Origin of the sequence: Dactylosporangium sp. NPDC005572, assembly GCF_040605515.1 — a bacterium.
Classification (GTDB): domain Bacteria; phylum Actinomycetota; class Actinomycetes; order Mycobacteriales; family Micromonosporaceae; genus Dactylosporangium.
Genome location: NZ_JBEXCY010000043.1, coordinates 1 through 18,746, shown reverse-complemented (window position 1 = coordinate 18,746; position 18,746 = coordinate 1). Strand labels below are relative to the sequence as shown.

The following is an 18,746-nucleotide window of genomic DNA, read 5'->3' as shown; positions in this document are numbered from 1 at the left end:
TGGCTTTCGTGTGGCGTGGCTTTCGTGTGGTGCGGCTCCCGCGTGGGGCGGCTCCCGTGCGGGCTTGGGTTTCGTGTGGGTGGGTGGTCATCTCGCTGTGGCCGGGTGGGTGGCTAACGGGAGTCATGATCCAGGGAAACTTTTGGTTGTTATGACAGCCATTCCGTGCCCTTGATCATGGTGGGGTGCGAGGTCAGTGCATCCCGCTGGGGGGCATTTCCGGAATGTCGGGCTCAGCGTGCTGGCGTGGGTTTCGGGGCGGGCGGGGTCCGTGGCGGGAGATACTAGGGTGGTGACCGATGCTCGGCCCCGGCCCAAGATGCGTGCTGTTGGCGGGACGCTCGAAGCGTTCGAACAGGACCTGATCAGCAACCTGTACTACCAGCGGGGCACGACCCTCGAGTCCGCGAGCGGGCCCGACGGGTATCACACGCTCGCGGTCACGGTGCGGGACCGGCTCGTCGGGCGGTTCGCCCGGACCGCGGCCGCGCACTACGAGGCCAACCCGCGGTTCGTGTACTACCTGTCGGCCGAGTACCTGCTCGGGCGGCAGCTGCGGCAGAACCTGCTGTACACCGGGACCGAGCGGTTCGTGCGGCCCATCGCCGAGGACCTCGGCGTGTCGCTGGAGGAGCTGGAGGCGTTCGACGTCGAGCCGGGGCTCGGCAACGGCGGGCTCGGGCGGCTCGCGGCGTGCCTGCTCGACTCCATGGCGACGCTCGACATCCCGGCCGTGGGCTACGGCATCCGGTACGAGTTCGGCATCTTCAAGCAGGGCTTCCGCGACGGGGCGCAGGTCGAGCGGCCCGACGACTGGACGTTCTACGGCAACCCGTGGGAGTTCCCGGCGCCGGACGACCGGCAGGTCGTCGGGTTCTACGGCACCACCGCGCCGGCGCTCGACGACCCGAGCGGGCTGCGCCGGCAGTGGACGCCGGGGGAGACCGTGCGCGGGGAGCCGAGCCACATGCTCGTGCCGGGGTACGGGACGCAGACGGTCAACATCATCCGGCTGTGGCAGGCGCGGGCCAGCCGCGAGTCGTTCGACCTGAGCCGCTTCGGTGCCGGGCTGTACAAGGAGGCCGTCGAGGACATCGTCCGGGCCGAGAACATCAGCAAGGTGCTGTACCCCGACGACAGCACCGAGCAGGGCCGGGAGCTGCGCCTGAAGCAGCAGTACTTCCTCGTCGCGTGCTCGCTGCGGGACATCATCCGGCGGTACCGCCTGCGCAACACCGGCTGGGACGCGTTCCCGGCGAAGGTCGTCATCCAGCTCAACGACACCCACCCGGTCATGGCGATCACCGAGCTGATGCGGCTGCTGGTCGACGAGCACAAGCTCGACTGGGACCTGGCCTGGTCCATCACGAAGCGGACCTTCAACTACACGTGCCACACGCTGCTGCCGGAGGCCCTGGAGACCTGGCCGGTGGCGCTGCTGGAGCGGCTGCTGCCGCGGCACATGGAGATCATCTACTCGATCAACCACTTCTTCATGCAGGAGGTCGTCGCCACCTACCCCGGCGACCTGGACAAGATGCGCCGCCTGTCGATCATCCAGGAGGAGCCGGAGAAGCGGGTCCGGATGGCGCACCTCGCGGTCGTCGGCAGCACCGCCGTCAACGGGGTCGCCGAGCTGCACACCAGGCTGCTGACCGAGACCACGCTGCGGGACTTCGCCGAGCTGTGGCCGCAGAAGTTCCACAACGTCACCAACGGGGTCACCCCGCGGCGGTTCGTACGGCTGGCCAACCCGCAGCTGTCGGAGCTCATCACCGAGCGGCTCGGCGACGAGGCGTGGCTGACCGACCTGGAGCGCCTCGACGGCCTCGCGGGGGCGGCCGACGACCCGGCGTTCCTGGAGCGCTGGCGCGAGGTGAAGCGGCTCAACAAGATCGAGCTCGCGAACCAGGTGGAGAAGTCGACGGGCGTCGTCATCGACCCCGAGGCGCTGTGCGACGTGATGATCAAACGGTTCCACGAGTACAAGCGCCAGCACCTCAAGCTGCTGCACGTCATCACGCTGTTCAACCGGCTGCGGGAGATGCCGGAGATGGACATGGTCCCGCGGACCGTGCTGTTCGGCGGGAAGGCGGCCCCGGGGTACCACGCGATGAAGCTGCTCATCCGGCTGGTGAACGCGGTGGCCGAGACCGTCAACACCGACCCCGTGGTGTCCCGGCACCTCCAGGTCGTGCTGCTGCCGGACTACAACGTGAGCCGCGCGCAGGTGATCATCCCGGCCGCCGACCTGTCGGAGCAGATCTCGCTCGCCGGCAAGGAGGCCTCCGGTACCGGCAACATGAAGCTCGCCCTCAACGGTGCCGTCACGATCGGCACCCTGGACGGTGCGAACATCGAGATCCGTGATCGGGTCGGCGCGGAGAACTTCTTCCTGTTCGGCCTCGACACGCAGCAGGCCGCCGACCTGCGCCGGCACTACGACCCGCGGGCGTTCTACGAGCGCGACCCGGAGCTGCGCGCCGCCGTCGACGCGATCGCCTCGGGCGTGTTCGCCAAGGGCGACCGGGCCCTCTTCGCCCCGGTGGTCGACGCGATGCTCGGCCGCGACGAGTACCTCGCCCTCGCCGACTACCGCGCCTACGTCGAGTGCCAGGACGAGGTGTCGAGGGTGTGGCAGGACCGCGACCGCTGGACCCGCATGTCGGTGCTCAACGCCGCGCGCACCGGGTTCTTCTCCTCGGACCGGACCGTGCGCGAGTACTGCGACAGGATCTGGCGCGTGGACCCCGTCCGCGTCAGTGCGGACTAGCGTTCCAGGAGCGCAGCGACTCCACCTCGTGCTCGTGGCCGAGCACCGAGACCGTCGCGGTGTCCAGGCTCAGCCGCGCGCCGAACGCCACCGGCTCGCCGACCCAGCGGGCGGCCAGGGCCCGGGAGGCGTGCCCGTGGCTGACGACGGCCACGTCGCCCAGCGCGAGCATCGGCCGCACCTTGGCCAGAAATCGATCGAGGCGGATGGTCACCTGCTCCGGCGACTCACCCGCGGGGCAGCCGTCGGTCCACAGGTCCCAGTCGGGGCGCCCGGCCCGGATGTCCTTCGTCGTGAGCCCCTCGTAGTCGCCGTAGTCCCACTCGGCGACGTCGCCGTCGACGTCGGTCACGGTGAGCCCGGCCAGCTGGGCCGTGCGCCGGGCCCGCTTGCGGGGACTGCTGACCACCGCCACGAACGGCCGCGCCGCGAGCGCGCGGGCCAGCCCGCGGGCCCGGTCCTCGCCGTCGCGGGTCAGGTCGAGGTCCGTCACCGACGTGTGCCGCCCGTTGGCGCTCCACTCGGTCTGGCCGTGCCGCACCACCACGATCTCGCCCACCCGCTCATTGTGCCTTAACGGACCGTTTCACAACGGAAACGGCGAGTACCGCTACGCTTCACCGCGTGGACGGCTTGCTGGTGCTCTGGGACGTCGATCATACGCTGGTCGACGTCGACGGAATCGGACGTGAGGCCTTCGACCTGGCCTTCCTGCGGTTGTTCGGGCGGGCGGTGGAGCATCAGCCCCCGATGGCCGGCCGGACCGACCGGGCGATCGCCCTGGACATGCTGCGGCTCAACGGCGTCACCGGGCCGGAGCAGCACCTCGAGCCGCTGCGGGAGGCGGCCGAGGCGGCGATCGACGAGCTCGCCCACCTGCTGCCGATCCGCGGGCGGGCCCTGCCGGGCAGCCACGAGGCGCTGCTCGCGATCAGCGAGACGCCGGCCGTGCAGTCGCTGCTGACCGGGAACGCCCGGCGGATCGCCGAGGTGAAGCTCGGGCCGTTCGGACTCACGAAGTACCTCGACCTCGACGCCGGCGCCTACGGGTGGAGCGACACCGTGCGCGGCCACCTCGTCCACAACGCCCGGATGGCCGCCGCCATGCGCCACCGCCGCCGCTTCCCCGGCCGGCGGACGGTCCTCGTCGGCGACACCCCGCTCGACGTCGAGGCCGCCCTGAGCACCGGCGCGAGCGTGGTCGCCGTGGCGACCGGCCGCTTCAGCGTCGAGGAGCTGACCACGGCCGGCGCCCACGTGACCCTGCAGAACCTCGCCGACACCCCGCAGGTGCTGGAGGCGATCAGGGAAGCCGCACGTTAGGGCGCATCTCGTAGGGCGTGGACAGCACGACCGTCGTGCGGGTCGTGACGTTGGCCGCGGAGCGGATCTCCTGCAGGAGCCGCTCCAGCGCCAACGGGTTCTCGACCCGCACCAGCAGCATGTAGAAGTCCTCGCCGGCCACCGAGTAGCAGGACTCGATCTGCGGCAGCTTGGCGAGCCGGTCGGGCGCGTCGTCGGGCTGCGACGGGTCGAGCGGGCGGATCGCGACGAACGCGGTCAGCGAGAGGCCGAGCGCGTCGTGGTCGACCTTCGCCGCGTAGCCCTTGATGACGCCGCGCTGCTCCAGCCGGCGCACCCGCTGGTGCACGGCGGACACCGACAGCCCGACCCGCTCGGCCAGGTCGGTGTAGGACAGGCGACCGTCGACGGCCAGCGCCGCCACGATCGAGCGATCGGTCTCTTCCACGCTGGAGACAGTAACCCGCCGGGCAAGCGGTTAGACGACGACCAGGTCCGTGTCGATGATGTTGAGCCGCTCGACGCCGCCGGCGGTGCACACGACGATGTCCTCGATCCGGGCGCCGTGCCGTCCGGCGAGGTAGATGCCGGGCTCGACGGAGAAGGCCATCCCGGGCTCCAGCGGCGCGGTGTTGCCGGCCACGATGTACGGGTCCTCGTGCCCGTCGAGGCCGATGCCGTGCCCGGTGCGGTGCAGGAACGCCGGGCCGTAGCCGGCGGCGGCGATGACGTCGCGGGCGGCCGCGTCGACCGCCTCGGCGGTCACGCCCGGGCGCACCGCGGCGACCGCGGCCCGCTGCGCCTCGTGCAGCACCGCGTAATACTCGCGGAACTCGGCGGGCGGCTCGCCGACGCAGTACGTGCGGGTCGAGTCGGAGCAGTACCCGTCGGGCATGCGCCCGCCGATGTCGACGACGACCGGCTCTCCCCGGCCGATCACCCGGTCGGAGGTCCCGTGGTGCGGGCTGGCGCCGTTGGGGCCGGCGGCGACGATCGTGAAGTCGACGGTGGCATGGCCGGCCTCGCGCATCGCGACCGCGATGTCGGCGGCGACCTCGTCCTCGGTGCGCCCGGCCCGCAGCCACTCGCCCATGCGCGCGTGGACCGCGTCGATGGCCTGCCCGGCCCGGCGCAGCGCCGCGACCTCCTCCGGCGACTTGCGCAGCCGCAGCCCGGCGAGCACGGCACCGGCGAGGCGCTGCTCGGCCTCCGGCAGCGCCGCCCGCAGGGCGAGGACCTGCTCGGCCCACATCCGGTTGCCCAGGCCGACCGCGCGGGCACCCCCGAAGGCACCGCCGGCGCCGCCGAGGGCGGCGCGGACCAGCGGGTACGGATCGCTGCCGTCCGCATGGTCGGCGAACGCCACCCCGGCGGCCTGCGCCTCGGCGGCCGGGCGCTCCAGCCGGGGCACGACCAGCGTGGCCGCGCCCTGCGCAGGCAGGACCAGCAGGGTGAGCCGCTCCAGGGCGTGCGCGTCGTACCCGGTCAGGTACCGCAGGTCGGCGCTCGGCGGGATGAGCAGGGCGTCGAGGCCCGCCTCGGACATGGCGCGCTGCGCGGCGGCGAGTCGTTGCTCGTGGACCACGACCGCAAGCCTATCGGGTGTCATGTGAATGAATGGGTGCCGGTAGTGACGGGGTGGCGTAATCTGACCTGGAACGTTGAGTAACCGTGTCCGATCGGGATGAGCAGCGCATCTCCATGACCGCAGCAGGCGTGTCGCACGGTGGCGGCCGGGTCGGCGACCCGTTCGTCCATCAGGCGCTCCTCTACCACGACACCGCGGGCTACCTCGACGGCACCATGAAGTTCATCTACGAGGGCGTCTCCGCCGACGAGCCGATGCTGGTCGCCGCCCCGCCCGCCAACCTCGCCCTGCTGCAGGAGCGGCTCGGCGCGTTCGCCGACCTGGTGACCTTCCGGGACATGACCGAGGCCGGCCGCAACCCCGGCCGGATCATCCCGTGGATCCTCAGCAGGTTCGTGGACGAGCACCCCGGCCGCCGGGTGCGCATCATCGGCGAGCCGATCTGGTCGGCGCGCACCGCGGAGGAGTACCCGGCCTGCGTCCAGCACGAGGCGATGATCAACGTCGCGTTCGCCGGGCGGGAGGCGGCGATCCTCTGCCCGTACGACACGAGCGCGCTCAGCCGCCGGCGCGTGCGCGACGCGTGGGCCACCCACCCGGCCGTGGTCGAGGACGGCGCCGTCCGCTGCAGCGACGCCTACGACCCCTACGGCATCGCCGCCGCCTACAACGTGCCGCTCGCCGAGCCGCCGGCCGGCGCCACCACCCTGCGCTTCGAGCTGCCCGACCTGGTGAAGGTCCGCCGGGCCGCCGCCGAGGCCGGCCTCGACGCCGGGCTGCTGCCCGCCCGCATCGTCGACCTGCAGAGCGCCGTCAACGAGCTGGCCACGAACAGCATCGTCCACGGCGGCGGCGCCGGCACCCTGCGCACCTGGCACGACGCCGAGCGGGTGGTGTGCGAGGTCCGCGACTTCGGCCACTGCACCGACGTCATGGCCGGCCGCCTCCGCCCGCCGGCCCGCCGCGGCAACGGCCTGGTGATGGTCCACTACCTGGCCGACCTCGTGCAGCGGCACACGAGCACGACCGGCACGGCGACCCGCGTCCACGTGCTCAGATGAGTAGGCTGGCCGGGTGGATGCCCGCCCCCTCCTGCTGATCGACTCCGCCAGCCTCTACTTCCGCGCGTACTTCGGCGTGCCCGAGTCCGCGGCGAAGGCCCCGGACGGCACCCCGGTCAACGCCGTGCGCGGCTTTCTCGACATGCTGTCGACCCTCATCCGCGGCCGGCACCCCGACCGCATGGTGTGCTGCCTCGACCTGAGCTGGCGCCCGGCGTGGCGGGTGGCCCTGTTGCCGTCGTACAAGGCGCACCGCCTCACCCCGGCCGGCGGCGAGGAGGTGCCCGCCGCCCTGGAGGCGCAGATCCCGATCATCCTCGACTTCCTGGAGGTGCTCGGCATCGCCACCGCCGGCGCCGAGGACTTCGAGGCCGACGACGTGATCGGCACGCTCGCCGCCCGCGAGCCCGGCCCGGTCGAGGTGGCCACCGGCGACCGCGACCTCTTCCAGGTCATCGACGACGAGCGTCAGGTGCGGGTGCTGTACTGCGGGCGCGGCGTCGCCAAGCTCGAGGTCATGGACGACGCGGCGGTCCACGCGAAGTACGGCGTCCCGGCCGGCGGCTACGCCGACTTCGCCGCCCTGCGCGGCGACCCCAGCGACGGCCTGCCCGGCGTCACCGGGGTGGGCGAGAAGACCGCGGCCCGCCTGGTCGACCGCCACGGCAGTCTCGACGGCATCCTGGCCGCCCTCGACGACCCGGCGGCCGGATTCGCCGCGGGCCTGCGCGCGAAGATCGTCGCCGGCCGTGACTACCTGGCCGCGGCCCGCGACGTGGTGGCCGTGTCGAAGACGGCCCCGGTCGGCGCCGTGGAGACCAAGCTCCCGTCGTCCCCGGCCGACCCCGACCGCCTCCTCGACCTGGCCCACCAGTGGGGCCTGGCCGGCTCCGCCAAACGCATCGTGGACGCCCTGGCCGCCTGACCCGGCGTCGGGGGGACCAGGGGGCGCGGCTCAGGGGCCGTACCTCCGGTGGGGTAGCCGGGCCGACCCCGCGCGGTGGACGTGCACGCGCGTCGATGCTGGGAGCCTCGGCGGGCATGAGACAGTACTCGATTCCCAAGATTCTCGGGGTGTGGGCCGCCGCGGCGCTGCCGATGGGGCTCATCGCGTGGGTGGTCGTGCCCGCGCTCGCCGATCCCGGCGACCCGGCTGGACGGTCCCGGTTCGCCGTCGCGCTGCTCGTGGGGTACACCATCGGGCTCTTCTGGCAGTTCCTGCTCGTCGTGCTGCTCGTGCGGCGCGAGGGCGGGTCGGTGCGGGACCGGCTGTGGCTGCACCGTCCACACTGGTGGGTCACGCTCGGGGTGCTCGCCGGGACCGCGGTGCTGGAGTTCCTGCCGGTCCACCTCGACGGGCCGGACAGCCGGGCCATGGGGCCGTTCCTCGAGTCGCCGGCCGGGCACGAGCTGTTCCAGGGCAACTGGCCGCTGTTCGCGCTGTGCCTGGTGCAGTTCACGCTCAACACCGTGCTGGGGGAGGAGCTGCTGTTCCGCGGGGTGCTCCTGCCGCGGATGAACGGGGCGTTCGGCCGCTTCGACTGGGTCGTCAACGCCCTGCTGTTCGGCGCGTACCACCTGCACCAGCCGTGGAGCATGCCGGGCGCGGCCGCCACCGGCGCGCTGCAGGCGTGGGCCGTCAAGCGCTACCGCAGCGCCTGGATCAGCATCATCGCGCACTCCGCGCAAAGCGTGCTCCTCTCGGTGCTGATCCTGCGGCTCGTGGTGTGATGCCATGAGAGGCATGCGGCGAGCGGTCGATCCGGCACTGGCGCTGGGGTTCCTCGTGGCCCTCCTCGTCGAGCGGGCGCTCGGCGGCGCGCCCATGGCCCTCGCCGCGCCGCTCGCCCTGGTCATCGCCGCGCCCCTCGCGGCCCGCCGGCGCTGGCCGGTCGCCGCCTACGCCGTCGGCACCGCCGCCGTCGCCGTCGACGCGCTGCTGGTCGGCGAGGGCACGATCGCGCCGTACGCCAACATCGTCGGGCTCTACTCGGCCGGCCTGTACGCGACCCGGCGGCGCGCGCTGCTGGCGCCGCCGCTCGCCGTCGCCGGCATCGCCGCGTACTTCACCCGCCTGCACCCGGTGTCGGCGGCGATCCCGGCCGGCGTGGTGTGCTTCTGGCTGCTGGCGTGGGCGCTCGGGTACCTCACCGCCCGCCGCCAGGACGACCGGGAGGATGCCCGGCAGCTGCTGCGCGAGCAGGTCGTCGCCGACGAGCGCGCCCGCATCGCCCGCGAGCTGCACGACCTCGTCGGCCACACGCTGAGCCTCATGCTCGTGCAGGCTGGCGCCGCCCGCCGGGTCCTCGACACCGACCCGGCGCAGACCCGGGCCCTGCTCGGCACCGTCGAACAGACCGGCCGCGACGCCCTCGACGAGCTCGACCGGGTGCTCGGCCTGCTGCGGGCCGGTCCGTCGGGGCCGTCCGAGGAAGCGTCCGGGGAGGCGCCCGGACTGGCCGACCTGCCCCGGCTCGCCGAGCGGCTCGGGCGAACCGGGCTGGCCGTCCGGCTCGACGTCCCGGACAGCCCGCTGCCGCGCACGCTGGACGTGTCGGCGTACCGCATCGTCCAGGAGGCCCTCACGAACACCGTCCGCCACGCGGGCGCTGACACCGCCACGGTCACCGTCCGCCGGGCCGCCGACGCGCTCGACATCGAGGTGCGTGACGACGGGCGGTCCGGACCCGAGGTGTATCAGCAGGGCCGCGGCCTGCTGGGGATCGCCGAACGGGCGGCGCTGTTCGGCGGTACCGCCGCCTTCGAACGCACCGACCCCGGCTTCCGCGTCCATGTCGTCCTGCCGGTCGTCCTGCCGGTGCAGCCGTGATCCGGGTCGTGATCGCCGACGACGACGCCCTGCTGCGGGCCGGGGTGGCGGTCGTGCTCGGCACCGCCGGGGACATCGCGGTCGCGGGGGAGGTCGGCGACGGCCTCGCGGCGGTCGCCGCCTGCCGCGACCTGCGGCCCGACGTCGTGCTCATGGACGTGCGCATGCCCGGCATCGACGGCGTCGAGGCGACCCGCCGCATCGTCGCCGCCGGGCTGCCGTCGCGGGTGCTGGTGCTGACCACGTTCCAGCACGACGAGTACGTCTGGGGTGCCCTGCGGGCCGGGGCCAGCGGCTTCCTGCTCAAGCGGGCGTCGCCCGAGCGGCTCATCGACGCGGTGCGGACGGTGGCCCTCGGCGAGGCGCTGCTCGACCCGGCGGTGACCCGCGACCTGGTCGCCCGGTTCGTGCGCGACCAGGGCCGGCCCGCGGCGGACCCGCGGCTGCGCGAGCTCACCGACCTGCTCACGGACCGGGAGAGGCAGGTGCTGCGGCTGGTCGCCGGTGGCCGGTCCAACGCCGAGATCGCCGGCCTGCTCGCCATCGCCGAATCGACCGCGAAGACGCACGTGAAACGCATTCTGGCGAAGATCGGCGCGCGGGACCGGGCGCAGGCGGTGGCCATCGCATATCAGTGCGGTCTGATGGCGGACGATAAATAGGATTGTGCGGGCGGTGGATCGTGCGTAGTGTATTCACCAACGGCAGCACACAGAGAAGCGAAAGGAGATCGGTCATGGGACGGCAAACCCGGCAGCTCGGCGGCGATCTCCGCTATGTGTATGTCTGTGAGCTCGGTGAATACGGACCGGCCCGGGGTCGGTGGAGCGGCTGACAGCCCGTCAGCGACGCGACCGCCGCCCTCCCCGCCGGGGACCGGGCGGCTTTTCTTTGCGCAATTCCCACCCGGATTCGCGACCCGCGAATTCGCGATGAAACCTGCGTTCATTGACAATTCCACAGTGGTTTGGCACGCGAGAACAATCGCCCGTGAGGCTGAGGCAGGTAGACCCCCGGATTCTCACTCCGGAAGACCGGGTTCAACCCCCGGACGGGCGACGTTTCGATTGACGTGCGGTAGTCGTCCAACCGGCAGGACACCTGCCTTCCAAGCAGGCCGCGACGGGGTTCGAGTCCCCGCTACCGCTCTCGGTGCCGGGTCGGGGACCGCCCTGGGGGGAGCGGTTCCCGCCCGGACCCACTCGCCGTCGTAGCTCAGCAGGTCAGAGCAAGGCCCTGTCGAGGCCGAGGTCGCCGGTTCGAATCCGGTCGGCGGTGCGCAGTACACACTCGCGGTAGTAGCTCAGTCAGGTCAGAGCATCGCCTTGCCATGGCGAAGGTCCCGGGTTCGAATCCCGGTTGCCGCTCCGTTCTTCACAGTGACGTTGCTCCTGGCCGGCCGGCCATCACCCGGCGGGCCCCCTTGCGAGCTGGTGTAACCCGGCAACATATCCGGCTCTGAACCGGACGTTGGAGGTTCGAATCCTCCGCTCGCAGCTCACGCCCTCGTAGCCCAACGGCAGAGGCACGACGTTGAGGACGTCGACGGTGCGCGTTCGAATCGCGCCGGGGGCACGCACGTCGCACGACCACCAGGCGCGGTGGACGAATCGGGAGAGTCGCCCGGCTTTCACCCGGGACATGTGCGGGTTCGAATCCCGTCCGCGCTGCTTGCAGGGTAGAGGAGCTCGGCCGTCCTCGCCGGTCTCATAAGCCGGAAACCGTGGGTTCGAATCCCACCCCTGCCCCCAGCCCGTGTAGCTCAGGGGGAGAGCGCCGCCTTCACACGGCGGAGGGCCCAGGTTCGACACCTGGTGCGGGCACGCGACCACCGGACCACGGGGCCGGAGGTCACCACGCGGGTGCGCCGACGTCGGAGAGTCGGGGCTGGCTGTAAACCAGCTGCATCGCTGAGGGGGTTCGAATCCCTCCACCCGCACGCCTTCGTAGCTCAGCGGACAGAGTGCGACTTTCCGAGGGTCGAGGCGCTGGTTCGATTCCAGCCGGGGGCACGCACGGCCGTATGCCCGAGTCAGGTCAGGGGCTCGTCTGCAACACGAGACACACCGGTTCGAATCCGGTTTCGGCCTCTTGGTACGCGAGACCGCTGTGCCCGCGCGGTTCAGCCGGGGAGGGGGAGTGGGCCGCCGTGGCCGGGGATGCCCCGGTCGTCCGGGATCGGGGGCTCCCGGCCGGCCTCCGGCGTGATGCCGAGGGCGCGGGTCCGGTCGGCGAGGCGGTCGTAGTAGACCCCGACCGCGCTCAGCGCCGCCCGGGCCGCGTCGAGCAGGGTGGCACCCGCCCGTTCGACGACATCCGCCTCGTTGACCTCGAAGGCCCGCACGCCCTGCAGTACCGCCTCCTTGAGGGCGTGCAGCAGGTGCGTGTCGGCGTGCTCGTAGGCGCGGCACAGCGCCGCGACGCGGTGCGGGTCGTCACCGGACAGCACGAGGTCCCGGACGGCCGGCACGGAGTGGCGCACGACGTCGAAGGACGGCCGGGCCGACAGCGCGGCCACGTCGGCGTCGAAGGTGCGCACGTCGAGGCCGGGGTCGCAGAAGCCGACCGTGCGCTGCCACAGGGTGCGCAGGTCCTCGTTCAACAGCCCGTCGAGGTAGCTGACCAGGAACCGCCGGTGGGCCTCCACGACGTACTGGGCCTTGAACGGGGTCAGCTCGCCCGGGTCCTCGCCCGCCGTCGTCACCGCGGCCGTGAAGCCGTAGTCGGCGGCCAGCGCGTTCTCCATGCCGACCAGCAGGTACACGAACCGCACCCAGGTCGTGAACAGCTCCTCCAGCGGCAGGGAACGCAGGCCCTCCTCGGTGAGCACCACGCCCCACTGCGCGCCGAACCGCAGCCGGCGCAGGTGGCCGATCTGGTACATCGCGAGCTGCGCGTCGATCTCCGCGTGCACGTGGTGCAGGACCGTGCGGTAGGCGCCGGTCGCGTCGAGCCCGGCGTGGTTGCGGATGATGTGCGGCCCGCCGACGTGCAGGTGCAGGAACTCGCCGACGTCGAACACGGCGCCGCCGATCGCCATCCAGTAGCCCTGCTCGGGCGTGTTGTGCCGGGCCAGCTCCGACACCTCGAAGCGGGGACCCTGCTGCGCGTGGCCCAGGTACGTCGTGAAGACGTCCAGGCCGAGCCGCTCCTCGGCGACCAGCCGGCGGACGAACTCGCGGCCGTCGCCGGGCACGACGTCGGTCAGCGCCTCGACGACGGCGGCGGCGAAGCGGGCGCTGCCGCAGACGTAGACGTGCGCGCCGCGGCCGCCGTCGCCGGTCGGGCGCAGCAGGTCCCACAGCGCGTCGGCATCGGCGCGGATCGCGTCGTCGACCCGGTGCCGCCGCCCGTCGCGCACCTCGTGGCGCCGGCCGTCGAAGGCGACGGCCGCGTCGGCCCGGGAGAACGCGACGGAGAACGTGAGCCGGCCGGCGGCCGCCGCCGCGTCCAGGACCGGCTGCCCGACGTACTCCTCCGGCGTGCGCAGGCCCAGGTACAGCCGGTCCCCGGCGGCGCCGGCGCCGAGGCCGGTGCGGGCCTCGACGAAGCTCAGGAACGGGGCGACGCCGGAGCCGGCGGCGAACATGACGACCGGCCGGGCGGGGCTGTCCGGCAGGTCGTCCGGCAGCCGGAACCGGGGCGTCGGGACGATCTGCAGCGACAGCCGCTGCCGGCCCTCGGCGGCGACCCGGCGCAGGAAGTGCGAGGCGGCGCCGCGCCGCTGGCGCGGGTAGGACCACGGCGTGCGGGGCGAGGCGTAGTCGAGGCCGGCGACCACCAGCCGCAGCGCGCCGGCCGGCTGCCCGGGCGGCGGCGCCGAGGCGATCGAGTACAGCCGGAACGGCTCGGGCGGGACCACCGCGCAGAACGCCTCGTCGTCGCCGGCGCCGGACTTCCACAGCCGGGTGACGTCGTAGCCGCCCGAGTGCAGCAGGCTCAGGACGTCCCACAGCTCCCACTGGTCCTCCATGCGGGCGTCCACGACCCGCTGCCAGGTCCCCATGGCGGACAGCTGCGCGAGCCGCTTCGCGACCTCCCGGCCGACCGGCCGGAGCCGGGCGAAGCGCACCAGCGTCCGCAGCGGCAGCACGTCGACGTCGCCGAACCCGGCCCGGCAGGCGACCGCCCGCCGCCACGGCGCGGTCAGCGGCACCAGCTCGTCGCCGGTGGCCTGCAGGGCCGCGACCGTCCGCCGGACGAGGTCGTCGTCGTGCTCGGCGAGCACGCCGACCCGGTCGCCGGGCCGGTGGTGCACGCCCTGGCCGGTGACGTCGATCTCCAGGTGGCAGGTCCAGGCGCCGGACGCGCCGGTGACGACCCGCCCCCGGCGCGCGGTGCCGAACACCACCGGCGGGCCGACCGGCGCGCGGCGCTCGTCGCGCACCACCGCCAGCTCGTGGTCGACCTTGTCCCAGGTGCGGTCCTTGAACAGGCCGGTGAACCGGGCGCCGGTCGTCACCTGCCGGCCGACCTTGAACGACACCTCGAGGAAGCCGTAGGCCTTGACGCGGTGCAGGCCCATCCAGCCGCGGTCGCCGACGTAGGCGTCGAGCACCGCGTTGTAGATGCCGCGCAGGGTGCTGCTGCGGGTCTCCTCGACGTACCGGCGCACCGACACCTCGCGCAGCGCCGCGACCAGCTCCTGCCAGTGGCGCGGGAAGAAGCCGGCGAGGTACACGCTCTGCTGCCCGACCAGCGAGCCGAAGTCCTGCCGCTCGAGGAACGCGTCGAGCGCGTGGATCTGCGGCTGCGCGGTGCCGCTCGGGCTGGGCGCGCCGTCGAAGATCGGCACCCCGGCGGTGCCGACGGTCTTGGCCCACAGCACCTGGTCGAGCGGGTGCCGGCCGCGCGGGTTGGGGTCGATCTGCGGATAGATCGTGCGGGTGACGTACTGCAGCCGGTCCAGGACGACGAGCAGCGCGCGCTCCAGGGCCACCGGGTCGTCGGCGACCACGGCGTCCTGCGCGTCGAGCATCGCCCCGAGCACCGGCGTCAGCCCCATCGCGAACTCGGTGGTGACCAGGTAGAAGACCCGCTCCGCCGCGTTGTCCCAGGTCGGCACGAGCAGGTCCAGGTTGTCCAGCGCCCGCGGGCCGGCCGGGTCGCGCAGCCGCCAGTTGTAGAAGAACAGGTCGATGTACGACACCGCCGGGACCTGCTTGCCCAGCCGGCGCGAGACCATCGTCCACGGCCCCAGCAGCGACGCCGGCAGCCCGGCCGGCGGTTCGACCGCCATGTACTGGTATGCGTGGGCGAAGACGCCGAGCATCGTCGAGGCGCGCAGCAGGTACCGGTCGGGCAGCGCCTCCGGCCGGGCGTCGAGCACCGGCAGGGCGTCGAACGCCTGCCGCAGCGACAGCCGCCGGAACAGCTCCGGGAGCCGGTCGGTCATCTCGTCCCAGGCCCGGTGCGACTCGGGGAAGGCCGTCAGCGGCGGCTCGGCCGGCAGGAACCCGTGCGCGAGCGACAGGAAGCCGTCCAGCTCGTGCCCGGCGGCGCGGTTGTGGGCCTCGGCCGCCTCGACCACCCGCCGGGCGGCCGACGCGGGCGGCACGAGCGGCCGCAGCGAGGTCCGCTCGCCCGGGTCGATGAACGCGGTCGCGTCCGGGTCGACGACCGCCCACACCAGCTCGAACCGGCCGATGCGCAGCAGGTCGCCGGGCGCGAGCACGCGCCGCGCGACCCGCTCGTCGTTGACGTAGGTGCCGTTCGTGCTGCCGAGGTCGGTCAGCACCACCTCGTCGCCGACGAGCTCCAGCCGGGCGTGGCGGCGGGACACGTCGCGGTCGTCGAGCACGACGGCGGCCGCGCCGCTGCCACGGCCGAGGGTGGCCGGCAGCATGCAGACCCGTTCCACGCGCTCTCGAGTGTGTCGGTCGGTGACGACCAGCCGCAGCTCAGGAATGGTAGATCACCGCGCGGCACAGGTCGGCGCGCGACAATGTGCCCACGAGCGCGCCGTCGTCGACCACGGGCAGGCGCCGGATCCCGCGGTCGATCATCACGACCGCGGCCCGGGCGAGCTCGTCGGTCGAGCGGACCGTCGCCGCGTCGCGGACCACGAGCGGGTCGACCACCCGGTCGGCGAGGGTGCGGCCGCGCTCCAGGAACAGCCGGAACGCGTCGGCGAGCGTGCCGCCCGCGGCGGTCACGTCGTCGAACCCGGGCAGCATCGCGCGGACCAGGTCCTCCTCGGACAGCGACCCGACGAACCGGCCGTCGTGGTCGAGGACCATCAGCTGCCCGACCTCGGACACGCACACCACCTCGGCGGCGCGCCGGATGGTCGCGCCGAGCCGGATGTAGGCCGGGAACGCTGTCATGACGTCGCTGACCAGCACGCCACCTCCCTGGGTCCGCCAGGCAGATCATCTCACCGCGGGGCCTGCCCGGTCAGTGCACGTGCGGCCGATGGCGGTGGCGCCGAACGGATGGCCGGCACAGCGGGCGGCGGCGGGATGACCTTGCCGCGAGGGCTTCACGAGATATTCATACCCTGATATACATCGATGCGTGACGTGACCCGTCACCTACGCCAGGTCAGGGGAGGCTCGATGAAGAGATCCATCGCCGTCGTTGTGGTCGCCGGGGCCGTGCTGGTCGCGCCCGGGGCCGCGCACGCGTCGCCCGCGCTCGAAGCCCGCACCGGGCAGGCGCTCGCCGCCCACCGCGCCGACGTCAAGGCGTCCTCCGCGGACGTCTTCACCGCGTACCGCACCGCCGTCGACGCCAGCGGCGCCGCGCACACCCGCTACACCCGCACCTACCACGGCCTGCGCGTGTACGGCGGCGACGTCGTCGTGCACACCGACGCCAAGGGCGCCTACGCCGGCACCTCGAACAGCCTGTCCGCCCCGCTGTCGCTGAGCACCGTGCCGAAGGTCGACGCCGGCGCCGCGGCCCGGGCCGCCCGCTCGGCGTTCGCCGGGAAGGTGACCGCGGCCGTCGCGCCGCAGCTGCTCGTCGACGCGGCGAGCGGGGTCGGCCGGCTCGCGTACGAGAGCGTCGTCGAGGGCTGGGCCGCCGACGGCCAGACGCCGTCGCGGCTGCACGTCGTCACCGACGCCACGACGAACGAGGTCCTCGGCTCGTGGGACGAGGTCGAGACGGTGCTCGGGACCGGGCGCTCGCTGTACAGCGGGAACGTCAGCATCGACACCACGCTCAGCGGCACGACCTACCAGCTGCGCGACCCGAGCCACGGCGGCAACACCGCCTGCGACATGAACAACCGGACCAGCGGTACCTGCACGCTGTTCACCGACGCCGACAACACGTGGGGCACCAACGCCAACTCGAACCGGCAGACGGCCGGCGTCGACGCGTACTACGGCGCCGCCAAGACGTTCGACTACTACAAGAACGTCCACGGCCGCAACGGCATCTTCGGCAACGGCCAGGGCGTGCCCTCGCGGGTGCACTACGGCAACGCCTACGTGAACGCGTTCTGGGACGGCTCGCGGATGACCTACGGCGACGGCTCCGGCAACAGCCGCCCGCTCGTCTCGCTCGACGTGGCCGGCCACGAGATGAGCCACGGCGTCACCGGCGCCGTCGTCTCCGGCGGCCTGACCTACTCCGGCGAGTCCGGCGGCCTCAACGAGGCCACCAGCGACATCTTCGGCAACATGGTCGAGTTCTACGCGGCCAACGCCAGTGACCCGGGCGACTACCAGGTCGGCGAGAAGATCAACATCCGTGGCAACGGGACGCCGCTGCGGTACATGTACAACCCGTCGCTCGACGGCTCCTCCGACAGCTGCTGGTCGACGGCCACCAAGAACAAGGACGTCCACTACTCGTCGGGCCCGGCCAACCACTTCTACTTCAACCTGGCCGAGGGCACCGGCGCCACCGCGTTCGGCACCTCCCCGGTCTGCGGGTCGGCCCCGGCCGTCACCGGCATCGGCCGCGCGAAGGCGGAGAAGATCTGGTTCCGCGCCCTCGACGTGTACTTCACCTCGAACACGTCGTACGTGAACAGCTCGAACCCGGCCAACACGGCCCGCGCCTACACGCTGCGCGCCGCCGCCGACCTGTACGGCAACTGCTCCACGGAGTACCGCGCGGTGCGCGCCGCCTGGACCGCGGTGAACGTCGCCGGCTCCGACGCGGCCTGCCCGTGAGCCTCCCCTGAACCCTGCACCGGTCCCCGTAGGAAGGGAGGGCCCGCCCGCGCTATCCGGGCGGGTCCTCCCCGGTCAGGCCGTCGACCGCCTCGCGGAACAGGTCGGCGTGACCGACGTGCCGGGCGTACTCGTCGTGCAGGTCGACCAGGATCCGGCGCAGGTTCGGCCGCTCCCCGCCGGGCCACGTCGTCCACTTCGCCGGCTGGTCGAGCCCGCCGTTGCCGAGGGCCTTCGCCATCGACGCGCGAGACCGCTCGACCGCGCCGCGCCACAGGGCGTAGAGCTCCTCGGGCGCGTCGCCGGCCGCGCTGCGCCATTGCCAGTCCCAGTCCTCCCGCGCCTCGGGCGCGTCGAGCGGCGGGCCCGGCGGCTCGCCGCTGAAGTCGAGGCGGTACCGCTCCTCGACGAGCGCCAGGTGCTTGAGCAGCCCGCCGATCGTCATCGCCGACGGCGGGAACGCCCGGCGCAGCGTCGCGGCGTCCAGCCCGCCGGTCTTCCAGGCGAACTGCGCGCGGGAGCGGTCGAGCGCGAACAGCAGCAGCTCGGCCTCGCCGGCCGTCGCCGAGGGTTCTTCAAGTGTCACGCCGGCCACGCTAGGCTGCATTCCGGACGTTTGGCTGCCGGATCGGGGGACTCGACATTGGAACCGTCTCCCACCGCCCGCGCCCTGCTGGCCCTGGAGCTGCTCCAGGCCACCCCCGGCATCACCGCCGACCGGCTCGCCGCCAAGCTGGGCGTGTCGGAGCGCGCGGCCCGGCGGTACGTCGGGATCCTCCGCGAGGCGGGCATCCCGGTCGAGTCGGTCCGCGGGCCGTACGGCGGCTACCGGGTCGGCCGCGGCCTGCGCCTGCCCCCGCTGCTGTTCACCGCGACCGAGGCGTTGGGCCTGGTCATGGCCGTGCTCGACGGCCACCACGACGCGGCGGACCCGGCCGGCCCGGTGGGCAGCGCGCTCGGCAAGCTGGTGCGGGCGCTGCCCGAGCCGGTCGCCGCGCAGGCCGAGGCCCGAGTGAGATCTTGTAGCGGCCGGCGGGGTTCCTGCCGCGGCGCGCGGCCATCA

15 protein-coding genes and 12 tRNA genes are annotated in these 18,746 nt (G+C 72.9%); 21 read left to right on the top strand and 6 right to left on the bottom strand.

From position 1 onward, the window contains the following. Nucleotides 1–292: 292 nt before the first annotated feature. Nucleotides 293–2,773 (top strand): glycogen/starch/alpha-glucan phosphorylase, encoded by a 2,481-nt coding sequence (locus ABZS66_RS21980; RefSeq protein WP_354760390.1) that lies wholly within the window; start codon nt 293–295, stop codon nt 2,771–2,773. On the opposite strand, the gene ABZS66_RS21975 is transcribed toward ABZS66_RS21980, so the two are convergent. Beyond that, nucleotides 2,760–3,332 carry a histidine phosphatase family protein gene (locus ABZS66_RS21975; RefSeq protein WP_354760388.1) on the bottom strand — a complete coding sequence of 191 codons (573 nt, stop codon included), beginning with the start codon at nt 3,330–3,332 and terminating at the stop codon, nt 2,760–2,762. The two genes, ABZS66_RS21980 and ABZS66_RS21975, sit on opposite strands and share 14 nt — an antisense overlap. A 65-nt stretch (nt 3,333–3,397) precedes the next feature. Between ABZS66_RS21975 and ABZS66_RS21970 the strand changes: the two genes are divergently transcribed. After that, a complete protein-coding gene (locus tag ABZS66_RS21970; protein ID WP_354760386.1) occupies nt 3,398–4,096 on the top strand; it encodes a haloacid dehalogenase-like hydrolase in 699 nt (232 codons plus the stop codon). On the opposite strand, the gene ABZS66_RS21965 is transcribed toward ABZS66_RS21970, so the two are convergent. Both ABZS66_RS21965 and ABZS66_RS21960 read right to left on the bottom strand, forming a co-directional pair. Beyond that, nucleotides 4,077–4,523 (bottom strand): Lrp/AsnC family transcriptional regulator, encoded by a 447-nt coding sequence (locus ABZS66_RS21965; protein ID WP_354760384.1) that lies wholly within the window; start codon nt 4,521–4,523, stop codon nt 4,077–4,079. The two genes, ABZS66_RS21970 and ABZS66_RS21965, sit on opposite strands and share 20 nt — an antisense overlap. Nucleotides 4,524–4,553: 30 nt before the next feature. Beyond that, nucleotides 4,554–5,660, bottom strand: a complete 1,107-nt coding sequence (locus ABZS66_RS21960; protein WP_354760382.1) for a Xaa-Pro peptidase family protein — start codon at nt 5,658–5,660, stop codon at nt 4,554–4,556. A gap of 86 nt (nt 5,661–5,746) precedes the next feature. Here ABZS66_RS21960 and ABZS66_RS21955 point away from each other — a divergent pair, with 86 nt between their 5' ends. From ABZS66_RS21955 to ABZS66_RS21875, 17 genes are all read left to right on the top strand, one after another. Continuing rightward, the gene (locus ABZS66_RS21955) at nt 5,747–6,724 is read left to right on the top strand and encodes a sensor histidine kinase (RefSeq protein ID WP_354760380.1); all 978 of its coding nucleotides are present in this window, start codon (nt 5,747–5,749) and stop codon (nt 6,722–6,724) included. A 13-nt stretch (nt 6,725–6,737) separates the two neighbouring features. Next, nucleotides 6,738–7,649 carry a 5'-3' exonuclease gene (locus tag ABZS66_RS21950; protein WP_354760379.1) on the top strand — a complete coding sequence of 304 codons (912 nt, stop codon included), beginning with the start codon at nt 6,738–6,740 and terminating at the stop codon, nt 7,647–7,649. Between the two features lie 116 nt (nt 7,650–7,765). Continuing rightward, complete coding sequence (locus ABZS66_RS21945) at nt 7,766–8,455, top strand: type II CAAX endopeptidase family protein (RefSeq protein ID WP_354760377.1); 690 nt, start codon at nt 7,766–7,768, stop codon at nt 8,453–8,455. Nucleotides 8,456–8,468: 13 nt separating this feature from the next. Beyond that, nucleotides 8,469–9,554, top strand: a complete 1,086-nt coding sequence (locus ABZS66_RS21940; protein ID WP_354760375.1) for a sensor histidine kinase — start codon at nt 8,469–8,471, stop codon at nt 9,552–9,554. Then, the gene (locus ABZS66_RS21935; RefSeq protein WP_354760373.1) at nt 9,551–10,216 is read left to right on the top strand and encodes a response regulator transcription factor; all 666 of its coding nucleotides are present in this window, start codon (nt 9,551–9,553) and stop codon (nt 10,214–10,216) included. The genes ABZS66_RS21940 and ABZS66_RS21935 overlap by 4 nt, the downstream gene beginning before the upstream one ends. Before the next feature lie 323 nt (nt 10,217–10,539). Further along, nucleotides 10,540–10,613: transfer RNA gene (locus tag ABZS66_RS21930), tRNA-Glu, on the top strand. 15 nt (nt 10,614–10,628) lie between these two features. Beyond that, a tRNA-Gly gene (locus ABZS66_RS21925) sits at nt 10,629–10,702 on the top strand. A gap of 56 nt (nt 10,703–10,758) precedes the next feature. Continuing rightward, nucleotides 10,759–10,832, top strand: a tRNA-Asp gene (locus tag ABZS66_RS21920). A 14-nt stretch (nt 10,833–10,846) separates the two neighbouring features. Continuing rightward, nucleotides 10,847–10,921, top strand: a tRNA-Gly gene (locus ABZS66_RS21915). Nucleotides 10,922–10,978: 57 nt separating this feature from the next. After that, a tRNA-Gln gene (locus tag ABZS66_RS21910) sits at nt 10,979–11,051 on the top strand. Nucleotides 11,052–11,056: 5 nt separating this feature from the next. After that, nucleotides 11,057–11,129: transfer RNA gene (locus ABZS66_RS21905), tRNA-Leu, on the top strand. A gap of 20 nt (nt 11,130–11,149) precedes the next feature. Further along, a tRNA-Glu gene (locus tag ABZS66_RS21900) sits at nt 11,150–11,224 on the top strand. A 2-nt stretch (nt 11,225–11,226) separates the two neighbouring features. After that, a tRNA-Met gene (locus tag ABZS66_RS21895) sits at nt 11,227–11,305 on the top strand. After that, nucleotides 11,306–11,377 (top strand) — tRNA-Val (locus ABZS66_RS21890). A gap of 35 nt (nt 11,378–11,412) precedes the next feature. After that, nucleotides 11,413–11,493, top strand: a tRNA-Tyr gene (locus ABZS66_RS21885). Nucleotide 11,494: 1 nt separating this feature from the next. Further along, nucleotides 11,495–11,566, top strand: a tRNA-Arg gene (locus tag ABZS66_RS21880). Nucleotides 11,567–11,571: 5 nt separating this feature from the next. Then, a tRNA-Cys gene (locus ABZS66_RS21875) sits at nt 11,572–11,644 on the top strand. A 32-nt stretch (nt 11,645–11,676) separates the two neighbouring features. On the opposite strand, the gene ABZS66_RS21870 is transcribed toward ABZS66_RS21875, so the two are convergent. Together ABZS66_RS21870 and ABZS66_RS21865 are read right to left on the bottom strand one after the other, a co-directional pair. Next, the gene (locus ABZS66_RS21870; RefSeq protein ID WP_354760371.1) at nt 11,677–15,414 is read right to left on the bottom strand and encodes an FHA domain-containing protein; all 3,738 of its coding nucleotides are present in this window, start codon (nt 15,412–15,414) and stop codon (nt 11,677–11,679) included. Between the two features lie 40 nt (nt 15,415–15,454). Continuing rightward, complete coding sequence (locus tag ABZS66_RS21865) at nt 15,455–15,898, bottom strand: CBS domain-containing protein (RefSeq protein WP_354760369.1); 444 nt, start codon at nt 15,896–15,898, stop codon at nt 15,455–15,457. Nucleotides 15,899–16,111: 213 nt separating this feature from the next. Between ABZS66_RS21865 and ABZS66_RS21860 the strand changes: the two genes are divergently transcribed. Continuing rightward, nucleotides 16,112–17,683, top strand: a complete 1,572-nt coding sequence (locus tag ABZS66_RS21860; protein WP_354760367.1) for a M4 family metallopeptidase — start codon at nt 16,112–16,114, stop codon at nt 17,681–17,683. A gap of 52 nt (nt 17,684–17,735) precedes the next feature. Here ABZS66_RS21860 and ABZS66_RS21855 read toward each other — a convergent pair whose 3' ends face one another. Next, nucleotides 17,736–18,269, bottom strand: coding sequence for a DUF664 domain-containing protein (locus tag ABZS66_RS21855; protein ID WP_354760365.1), 534 nt, complete (start codon nt 18,267–18,269; stop codon nt 17,736–17,738). A 57-nt stretch (nt 18,270–18,326) separates the two neighbouring features. Here ABZS66_RS21855 and ABZS66_RS21850 point away from each other — a divergent pair. Then, nucleotides 18,327–18,746: HTH domain-containing protein (locus ABZS66_RS21850; protein ID WP_354760363.1), on the top strand; the 420-nt coding region annotated here is incomplete at its 3' end.

Excerpts from the sequence above, each read along its gene's own strand:
- ABZS66_RS21940 (WP_354760375.1), top strand. The coding sequence starts at position 8,469 with ATGCGGCGAGCGGTCGATCCGGCACTGGCGCTGGGGTTCCTCGTGGCC.
- ABZS66_RS21860 (WP_354760367.1), top strand. The coding sequence starts at position 16,112 with ATGAAGAGATCCATCGCCGTCGTTGTGGTCGCCGGGGCCGTGCTGGTC.
- ABZS66_RS21945 (WP_354760377.1), top strand. The coding sequence starts at position 7,766 with ATGAGACAGTACTCGATTCCCAAGATTCTCGGGGTGTGGGCCGCCGCG.